Genomic DNA, 8940 nt, shown 5'->3' with positions numbered 1-8940 from the left:
CGGTCAATCCCAGGCGGCTGGCGATGATCCCCTCGTTCATCGACCCGTGCCGGGACAGCGTGGGGTCTTCCTCGTGGACGGCCACGGGCAGGTCGAAGGTCAGCGCGTACTCCAGCGCCATCCGCAGCATCCCGCCGCTGACGACGGGCTTTCCATCGTCCGTCACCGCCACGGCGCCCGCCGACTTCATCTCGCCGAACTCGGTGAGCTGCTCGCCCAGCTGCCCCACGGTGATGCACCCCGTGGGGAACACGCGCGCGGCGCCGGCGGCGATCCCCTGCGCCCGGACGAAGCCGACGGCGGCGGGATCGTCCACCGGCGGATCGGTGTTGGGCATCGCCACCACGGCGGTGAACCCGCCCGCCGCCGCGGCGCGCGCGCCCGAGCGGATCGTCTCCTTGTGCTCCTGCCCCGGCTCGCGAAGGTGCACGTGCACGTCGATCAACCCGGGGGCGACGACGAGGCCCGCGGCGTCGACGATCTCGGCGCCCTCCGGCACGTCGATCCGCTCGCCCACGCCCGCGACGCGCCCGTCCGCCAGCAGCACGTCGGCGACGGCGTCCAGCTTCTGCGAGGGGTCCACCACGCGGCCACCCCGGATCAGCAGGGGCCTCATTCGCTGCTCCCCGTGGAACGCACCGCGGTGGACTGCTCCGGCGCGTTGCCGGCCAGCAGGTACAGCACCGCCATCCTCACCGCCACGCCGTTGGTCACCTGCTGCAGGATCACGCTGTGGGGCCCGTCGGCCACGTCGCTGTCGATTTCCACGCCGCGGTTCATGGGCCCGGGATGAAGGATCAGGAGGTCGCGCGGGGCCGCCTCCACCCGCTCGCGCGTCACGCCGAAGACGCGGTTGTACTCGCGAAGGGAGGGGATGAAGCCGCCCTTCATCCGCTCCAGCTGCAGGCGAAGGACGTTGAGCACGTCGGCCCACTCGATCGCCTCTTCGATGCGCCGGAAGACGGTGACGCCCAGCTCGTCGACGCAGGCCGGAAGCAGCGTGGCGGGGCCGCAGACGGCCACCTGCGCGCCCAGCTTGCGCAGCCCGTGGATGTTGGAGCGCGCCACCCGCGAGTGCAGCACGTCGCCGCAGATGCACACCTTCAGCTGGTCCAGCGGGCCGCGGTGGTCGCGGATGGTCAGCAGGTCCAGAAGCCCCTGGGTGGGGTGCTCGTGCTTGCCGTCGCCCGCGTTGATGACGTTGCTGGCGATGCGCTCGCCCAGGAACTGCGCGCTTCCCGAGGCGCCGTGGCGGATGACCACCATGTCAATGCGCATGGCCTCCAGGTTCCGCGCCGTGTCGACCAGCGTTTCGCCCTTCGCGACGGACGACCCCGTGCTGGAGATGTTCACCGTGTCGGCGGCCAGGCGCTTTTCGGCGAACTCGAAGCTGATGCGGGTGCGGGTGCTGTTCTCGAAGAAGGCGTTGACGATGGTCTTGCCGCGCAGCACCGGCACCTTCTTGATGGGCCGCTCGGAGATTTCCTTGAAGTTGTCGGCCGTGTCCAGGATGGCCGTAATCTGCTCGCGGGATAGCCCTTCGAGCCCCAGCAGGTCCTTGCCCAGGTAGGGAACCGTCGGATGCGCCATCAGCCGGCCGCCTCCGGCGAAACCAGTTCCACCCCCAGGCTGCCGTCCACCTCGGGAACCAGCACCTCCACCCGTCCGCCGCGGGGCACCTCCACCCGCCGCCCCACCACGTCGGCCTGGATGGGCAGCTCGCGCTCGCCGCGGTCGATGAGCACGGCCAGGGAAATGCGCGCCGGCCGGCCGAAGTCGGCCAACTCGTCGAGCCCCGCGCGTACGGTGCGGCCGGTGTACAGCACGTCGTCGACGATCACCAGGTGCCGCCCGTTGATGCCGCCGGTGGGCAGCCGCGTCTGACCCACGACGGGGCGCGGGCCCACGCTCATCAGGTCGTCGCGGTACAGGGTGATGTCGAGCGAACCGGTGGCCGGGGCCTCGCCGCCCGCGCCGGAGATGGCGCGGGCGATCCGGTCGGCCAGCTGCACGCCGCGGCGCTCGATGCCCACCAGCAGCAGGTCGCGCCCGCCGGTGACGCGCACGATCTCCTTGGCCATGCCCGCCAGGACCCGCTCCACCTCGGCGGCGTCCATGAGCGTGCGGCGCTGGGGTTCGGCCATGAATGCGGTTCTGGGTTCCGGGAAGGGGGTCCGGGACGGAGTGTGGATTCCGCGAAAGTTACCCCGTGGTGCGGGCGGGTGTCAACGCGGAACACCAGCCGACACGGGGCGGACGGGAGGGGATCTCTCCTCTAGCCCCGGCCTCTGACAAACTGCGCCGGAAGGGAGGAGCACTTCGGGCGGAATCAGACCGAGTGCGGTGCGCAGGCGGGCGCCCCCCATCCCCAACCCTTCCCCCGCAAACTGCGCGGGGGAAGGGAGCTAGTGCCGTGCGTGAAGTTAGTTTCGTGGTCGAGCTGGGTGACAGATCGGGGCGTTTCGACTTGGGCCGGCGCATGCCTCGGCTGCCCTCTCCCCCGGCCCCTCTCCCGCAAGCGGGGAGAGGGGAGAATTCGAGCGCGCTTCGAAGGCTCGGTGCGAGGAGGGATAGACCCTGGACGGGTCGCGGCTCAAGTGAACCGACACATGGCCGAAGCCTCACCCCTGGACGGCGTTCTCAGCCGTTCGGGGGTGAGGCTTTCCGCGGTTGCCGCGGCGACTTCATACGATCTTCCACACCTGGCCGGAGAGATCGCTCCAGCGACTTCGATCCTGCTTACGCCACCGCGCGCGGGCGCGCCACGTACAACTGCGCCGGGGGGATGTTCAGCGGCTCGAAGGTGCGCGTCACCTGGCCGAACGCGCGCTCCAGGTGCATTCCGATCGAGGGCGAGAACTGGTACACCAGGAAGGCACCCTGCGAGTCCAGCACCGCGTTGGTCTTCTGCAGGATGTCGGCGCGCACCTCGGGCGGCATGGTGCTGAACGGAATCCCCGAGATAGCGTAGTCGGCCCGGTCGTAACCCAGCTTCTTGAGCTCCGGGCCGACGTCGGCGGCGGAGCCGTGCACCACGTGAAGACGCGGATCGGGAACGTTCTCGCGCAGGAAACGCACGAAATCGTCGTTCATCTCGATGACGATGAGCTTCGCGTCGGGATGCATCCGCTTCAGCACATGCGTGGTGATGGTGCCCACGCCCGGCCCATATTCCACGATCACCCGGGCACGGTTGAAGTCCAGGTGCTTCAGCAGCCCGTCGATGAGGAACCGCGAGCTGGGGATCACGCTGCCCAGCATCCGCGGATGCTTCAGGAAGTTGCGGGCGAACAGCAGCATCTGGTCGCGCCGCGACCCGGTCGTCTTCTGCACTCGAACCAATCTCCGCGAAAAGGATGCACAGCCTCCGCCGATCCCAGGCGGAGCGCGATGGGTGCGCCTTCTGCAAATCTGGGACTTGCGCGCGGTTTGCACCAGCACTCCCCGTGGCGGCTGCTGCTCGTGGATGGCGTGGCGTCTTGACCGGTGGCCGTTTGCGGACGATCATTCCCCCGCCCTTCCCGACCCACTTCGCCGCTCCCATCCCGCCATGACCGACCTCTCCACCACGCGGCCAAGCGCCGTGGAACCCGCCCCGTCCGCCGCGCAGCACCCCGAACCGGGCTCGCTGGGGCCGCTCGCGTTGTCGCTATCCGGTGGCGGATATCGTGCGGCGGCATTTCACCTGGGAGCCCTGCGCCTGCTGGACCGCGCGGGGCTGCTGAAGGATGTCGTAGGTCTCTCCACCGTCTCGGGCGGGTCCATCGTGGGGATGGCCTGGACGGTCAGCCTCCTGGACGGGGTGCCGTTCAGGGACTTCGACGCGTCCTTTTCGGCGTTCCTGCAGCGTACCAACGTGATCGGGCTCGCGCTGGACGACCTGACCTCGCGGCGCGCGGAGCACCAGGGCGAAATGCCCAGCCTGATCCGCTCGGCCGCGAACGTGTACGCCGACTCGGCGCTGTTCGGGGCCCGGCGCTTCGGGGAGGTGCTGGACGCGCCGCCGGAGCGGCTGCAGCTGCAGGAGGCCATCTTCAACTCCACCGAGTTCCACACGGGGGTGGATTTCCGGTTCCGGCGCAGTGCCGACCCGCTCGCCGGCAGTGGCAACGGCGCGTACCGCGTGGGCAGCGAAGTGGCGCGGCACATCCGCCTCGCCGACATCGTCGCGGCCTCGTCGTGCTTTCCGGGCGGGTTCGAGCCGTTCGTCTTCCCCCAGCAGTTCCACTGGCCCGCCGACTTCCCCCTGCCGAGCGCGCTGCAGGCACTCGGGCCGAAGTTCGGCGCCCCCGGGCTGGCGCTGATGGATGGCGGCATCTACGACAACCAGGGCGTCGACTCGCTCGTGGAGGTGTACGACAAGACTCCCGCGGCCACGCTGCTGATTTCCGACGTCAGCCTGGAGCAGGACAACATCTACAACGTGCCCGCGGCGCCCTCGCGACGCGGGTTCCTGACGCTGAAAAGGCTGCTGCTGGCGGGATGGACGGTGTTCCTGCTGGCCCTTGTGTCGCTGGGGGTGCTGGGGATGCACGCGGCGGCCGAGCACCGGGCCGGCCAGCTGACCGGGCTGGACGTGGTGGTCTACGGCTTCGTGTCGGTACTGATGCTGGTGCTTGCCGGCGGGCTCGCGTGGGGACGAAAGATGGCGCGGCTGGCGGAAAAGAAGAGTTACGACAGCGTGGGCGTGGAGGCATGGCCCGCCCTGCGCTGTCTGACGGTTCCCGAGATCATCTCCATGGCCGGCCTGCGCGTGGGCTCGCTGCTGACGCTCACCTCGTCGATCTTCATGCAGCGCGTGCGGCAGCTGGTGTACGGTCACGTCCTCGGCAACGAGAAGTACAAGGGCAAGCGGATGGTGAACGCCATCGACGTCCTCGCCTGCGACCAGTCCGATCTGTACGTGGCTCACCCGTGGCTGAAGCCGCGCCCGGCGCTGCTGGACGGCGTGAACCGCGCAGCGAAGATGGGCACGACCCTCTGGTTCGATCAGACGGTCCAGTTCGGGCCGCTGGTGGATGTGGGCGAGGCGAGCGTCTGCTTCGTGCTGCTCAAGCACCTGATCGAAGACTACCCCGATCACGCCATCCCCGGCACGCCGGCCAACAACCTGTTCCAGACGCTCAAGGGCGAGTGGTCGAAGCTCAACGCAGCGTGACTCGTTTCTGTCAGCGGCGGGAGCGGAGATCGATGCTTTCCCGGTAGACCTCCAGCGTGCGCTCGGCGGTGGCGCGCCAGGTGAATTGCCGGGCGGATGCGGCCGCGTGGGCCGCCATGCGGCGGCGGAGGGGCGAATCCGCCATCAGGCGGCGGATGGCGTCCGCGAGGGCGGCGGGATCGCGGGCAGGAACCACCATCCCGTTCTCGCCATCGCGCACCACCATCGGCGCGCAGCCGACCGGCGTGGCGATCACCGGAAGTCCCTGGCTCATCGCCTCCACCACCACCATCCCGAAGCCCTCGTACGTGGAGCACATCACCAGCAGGTCGTGCTCGCGATAGTGCCGCATCACCTCGTCCTCAGGCGCGCGCGGGACCACGCGGACGAAGGGGCGCGCGGCGGCGGGAAATGACTCCAGTACGGCGGATTCGGCGAGCCCGGGGCCCAGGATCGTGAGCCGCGGCGCGGCGCCCGCTTCCGCGAGGATCGCCATTGCGCGGGCCAGGTAGGGTGCGCCCTTCACCGCATCCCACGAGCCGCAGAACAGCACCCCCTGACCTCGCGGCGCGTCGAACCGCGGCGCGTCTGCCAGGAACCGCTCGGACACGCCATGCGCCACCACGTGCACGCGATTCGGGGACTGCCACCCGCGATCCACGGCGAAGCCCCGGTCTCCCTCGTTCAGCACGATCAGCGCGTCCGCCAGCCGGGCGGCAGCGGCCACCTGCGGCAGGCGTACGGTGGGATAGTAGATCCTTCGCGCCCATCCCTTGGACGTGAGCCCGTCCGCCGCGTCGTTCAGCGTGCGCCGGTAGTTCAGGTGCTCCAGTCCGTGCGAGCGGCTGATGACGGCCGGTCCCCCACCCTTCTTCCGCCGCAGCGCGAACAGCCAGCCTTCCCCGCTGGCCACGTCTACCACGTCGTACGGCCCGCGCTCGTGCATCGCGCGGCGGATCGCCCGCTCCGTCATCCCCGCCGACACCACCTGCCGCACCCGCCAGTTCTCGGGCGTCTCGCCGATATCCGGACGCAGGAGCACGTCGCACTCGTGTCCCAGCTCGCGAAACGACTCGCCCAGCTTGTAGTAGACCTTGGCCGATCCCAGCAGCGGGTCCGCCGGGTAGTCGCCGACGAGAAGGATCTTCACGCTGCCCCGTCGTCTTCATCCGCCAGCAGCCGCTCCACCGTGCGCTCGATCGCGAACTCCCGCTGATAGAAGGCGCGCACCTTCGCCCGAAGCTCGTCGAGGTCGCCGCTTTCGAGAAGGATGTGGGCGGAGGTGAGCAGTTCCGCCGCACACTGCCCTTGGCCATCCGCGTCCCCCGGTGCCGCGTGAGACACAGCCTGGCTCAGGATGATGCTGCCACAACCGCGCCCCCGCGTCGTAACCGTCGGCACCCCGTTCGCCAGACAGGCCATCAGCGTCGTGCGGCGCGTGTCGGCGCCGTCCGGGTATGGCTGGATCGCGACGTCAGCCGCCTGTAGGTGAACAGAAATGTCCTCGGGGGATTGATAGCCGGGCGCGACCACATTGTCACGGAACCGTTCGTCCGCGGCGCGCAGTCGTTCGGCGAAGGCGGGACCGCGATTGCCCAGCAGCAGGATACGGGCGTCGCGGCGATACCCGATCAGCGCCTTGAGCGCACGCGTCAACGCGGGCCCGATCTGGTCGCCGTAGGTGCCGAAGTGCACGACGATCGGCCGACCTTCCCCCACTTCCCGCCGGACGCGCTCCACCCGTTCGGGCTCGTCGACAACGGGGATGGTGGATGGGATCGGGAGAACCGTGAACCTCATTCCCGAGGGCGCCAGGGCCGCGAGCAGAGGTTCCCACACATGCGTGGAGACGTATGCGCGAGTGCTGGCGCGGAGCAGCGTCCTTGCCATCAGCCGATTGACGGCAGCGAGCAGGTTGCGCTGCGGCCGCTGCCAGCCGAAGGGGAAGTAGGGCTCGTGGAACATCACCCGCACGTCGTCGCCGGCGCGGCGGCGCGCGAGCAGCCACCGCGTGAACGGCAGGTTCATTCCGCGCATCCCCCACGCCTGGGGTGCGTACTGCACCAAAAGCCGCCGCGGCGCGGGATGTCTATCCAGGGCGGAGCCCAGCTTCCGAAGCGCGTCACTCCCCACCCCTGCCATCGCGTGCACCTCGACTCCATCGACCTCGCTGTCCGACGCGACGGACGGCGTCCACACGTGCACCTGGCGCCCGTGGTCCGTCAGCGCGCGCGCAAGCAGGCGCGTGTAGTCGCCGATGCCGCCGCGGTCCGGCGGATACTCGCCCGTGAGCAGGTGCCAGGCTGGCTTGTCGGTCACGCGCGGTGGGGGATTCTGGTCAGCGGCGACACAAAGGCGTCAGGTGCCGGGAGGCAGGCTGGCGAACACGCCCTGCCCTGCCGCCTCGGCCAGCACGCGCTCCACGGAGTCCAGATGGCGGATCAGCGACATGCGCTCCGCCGCCAGGCGGGCGCCGGCGCGCATGCGACGCAGCGCAGCGGGGTGGCGGACGGCGCTCACCAGACCCGCGGCCAGCGCATCGGCGGTCGGCGGATCGCCGGAGACCAGGATTCCGTTTACGCCATCCGAAAGCCACTCGCCGATGCCACCCACGTCGAACGCGATCGAGGGCAAGCCGAACACCCCCGCCTCCAATCCCACCAGCCCGAACGGCTCCGGCCACACACTGGGGACGGCCAGCAGCGAGGCGGACCGCAGCACCTCCACCTTCTCGGCTTCCCCGACCCAGCCCGGAAAGTCGGCGTCCACGCCCAGCGAGGCGGCCAGCCGGGCCCACTCCGCGCGCCGCGGGCCGTCGCCCGCCATCATTAGCGCGATGGCGGCTCCCGTCTGCTCCTTGGCCTGCGCCACAGCCCGGATGAGCAGGTCACCGCCTTTGATCGGCGTCATCCTGCCGAGGAACGCGACGCGAAACTCCTGCGGGGGCTCCACCAATTCGCCCACCAGCGTAGGAAAGAGCGGAAGCGCGTGTACTCGCTCTGCGGGGGCGCCGTTCCGCACGTATTCGTCACGCATGTGGCGGCTGGCGGTCACCACCGCCGCGTACTCGCCGAAGAGTTCGTTCTGCTCGTTCGCCCAGCGGTACTGTCGAGCCACGTAGCCCAGGCGCAGCTGGCCGCATCGGCGCGGCCCGTAGATCGCCAGGCAACCGGGCCCCAGCGGTTTTCCGCACGTCTGCGGACGCGGCCACAGGTGCGCCTTCTGCCCGCTGACGCAGGTGCCGAAGTAGCCGTGCATGAACTTGACGACGGGCACCGAACCCGCCAGCCGCCAATCCACCTCCAGCGCGCGCATGTTGTGGACGAACGCCACGTCCGGCGCCCACGCCAGCGCGTCGGCCAGGGCGGTATCCATCCCCCGCTCGTCGATGCCGAAGTGAGGCGCGCCGGCCGGTGCGGGCGATGGCGCATCGGGGCGGGCGCGGTCCTGGTGAAGGAACGCGACGGCATGCCCGCGCGCCTCCAGCCCCGGCATCACGGCGGCGAGATACGCCTGCACGCCCCCCGCGTCGCCGATGCCGTCGTTGGCGAAAAGGATGCGCACGGCTACGCGGCCCGGCGCGCGCTCACGCCCGCACGAGGCGCAGGCACTCGCCCTCCAGCGCCCAGGGATCGTCCACCTCGCGTAGCGGCTCCGCGCGCAGTCCCTGGATGCGCAGCTCGGCCCTCACCTCGTCGGCGGAAAGGCCGCGCTCGCGCCAGACGGTGGGGTGCATTTCCACGAACAGCGCCAGCCCGTCGCCCGCCCGGGCGATGGTCTGG

Annotated in this window: 9 protein-coding genes; 1 reads left to right on the top strand and 8 read right to left on the bottom strand. The window is 69.9% G+C overall.

All coding sequences use genetic code 11. From position 1 onward, the window contains the following. The 4 genes from VIB55_RS08115 to VIB55_RS08100 form a co-directional block, all read right to left on the bottom strand. Positions 1-616 (bottom strand): amidohydrolase family protein (locus tag VIB55_RS08115; protein ID WP_331876172.1); only part of this gene is annotated, 616 nt, incomplete at its 3' end. Further along, the gene (locus tag VIB55_RS08110; RefSeq protein ID WP_331876171.1) at positions 613-1590 is read right to left on the bottom strand and encodes an aspartate carbamoyltransferase catalytic subunit; all 978 of its coding nucleotides are present in this window, start codon (positions 1588-1590) and stop codon (positions 613-615) included. The genes VIB55_RS08110 and VIB55_RS08115, both read right to left, overlap by 4 nt. Continuing rightward, entirely contained in the window at positions 1590-2144 is a 555-nt protein-coding gene (gene pyrR, locus VIB55_RS08105) for a bifunctional pyr operon transcriptional regulator/uracil phosphoribosyltransferase PyrR (RefSeq protein ID WP_331876170.1), read from the bottom strand. The genes VIB55_RS08110 and pyrR overlap by 1 nt, the downstream gene beginning before the upstream one ends. Positions 2145-2739: 595 nt before the next feature. Next, complete coding sequence (locus VIB55_RS08100) at positions 2740-3333, bottom strand: class I SAM-dependent methyltransferase (protein WP_331876169.1); 594 nt, start codon at positions 3331-3333, stop codon at positions 2740-2742. 217 nt (positions 3334-3550) lie between these two features. On the opposite strand from VIB55_RS08100, the gene VIB55_RS08095 reads away from it, so the two are divergent. Beyond that, positions 3551-5158 (top strand): patatin-like phospholipase family protein, encoded by a 1608-nt coding sequence (locus VIB55_RS08095; protein WP_331876168.1) that lies wholly within the window; start codon positions 3551-3553, stop codon positions 5156-5158. A 10-nt stretch (positions 5159-5168) separates the two neighbouring features. Here the strand turns inward: VIB55_RS08095 and VIB55_RS08090 are convergent, their stop codons facing one another. The 4 genes from VIB55_RS08090 to VIB55_RS08075 all read right to left on the bottom strand — a co-directional run. Next, positions 5169-6308, bottom strand: a complete 1140-nt coding sequence (locus VIB55_RS08090; RefSeq protein WP_331876167.1) for a glycosyltransferase family 4 protein — start codon at positions 6306-6308, stop codon at positions 5169-5171. Further along, positions 6305-7477, bottom strand: a complete 1173-nt coding sequence (locus tag VIB55_RS08085; protein ID WP_331876166.1) for a glycosyltransferase family 4 protein — start codon at positions 7475-7477, stop codon at positions 6305-6307. The genes VIB55_RS08090 and VIB55_RS08085 overlap by 4 nt, the downstream gene beginning before the upstream one ends. Before the next feature lie 39 nt (positions 7478-7516). After that, positions 7517-8722 carry a glycosyltransferase family 4 protein gene (locus VIB55_RS08080; protein WP_331876165.1) on the bottom strand — a complete coding sequence of 402 codons (1206 nt, stop codon included), beginning with the start codon at positions 8720-8722 and terminating at the stop codon, positions 7517-7519. 22 nt (positions 8723-8744) lie between these two features. Beyond that, positions 8745-8940 (bottom strand): hypothetical protein (locus VIB55_RS08075; protein WP_331876164.1); only part of this gene is annotated, 196 nt, incomplete at its 5' end.

The organism is Longimicrobium sp., assembly GCF_036554565.1.
GTDB lineage: Bacteria > Gemmatimonadota > Gemmatimonadetes > Longimicrobiales > Longimicrobiaceae > Longimicrobium.
Note: the sequence above shows the minus strand (reverse complement) of the source record. Positions and strands in the feature narration are given on the sequence as shown.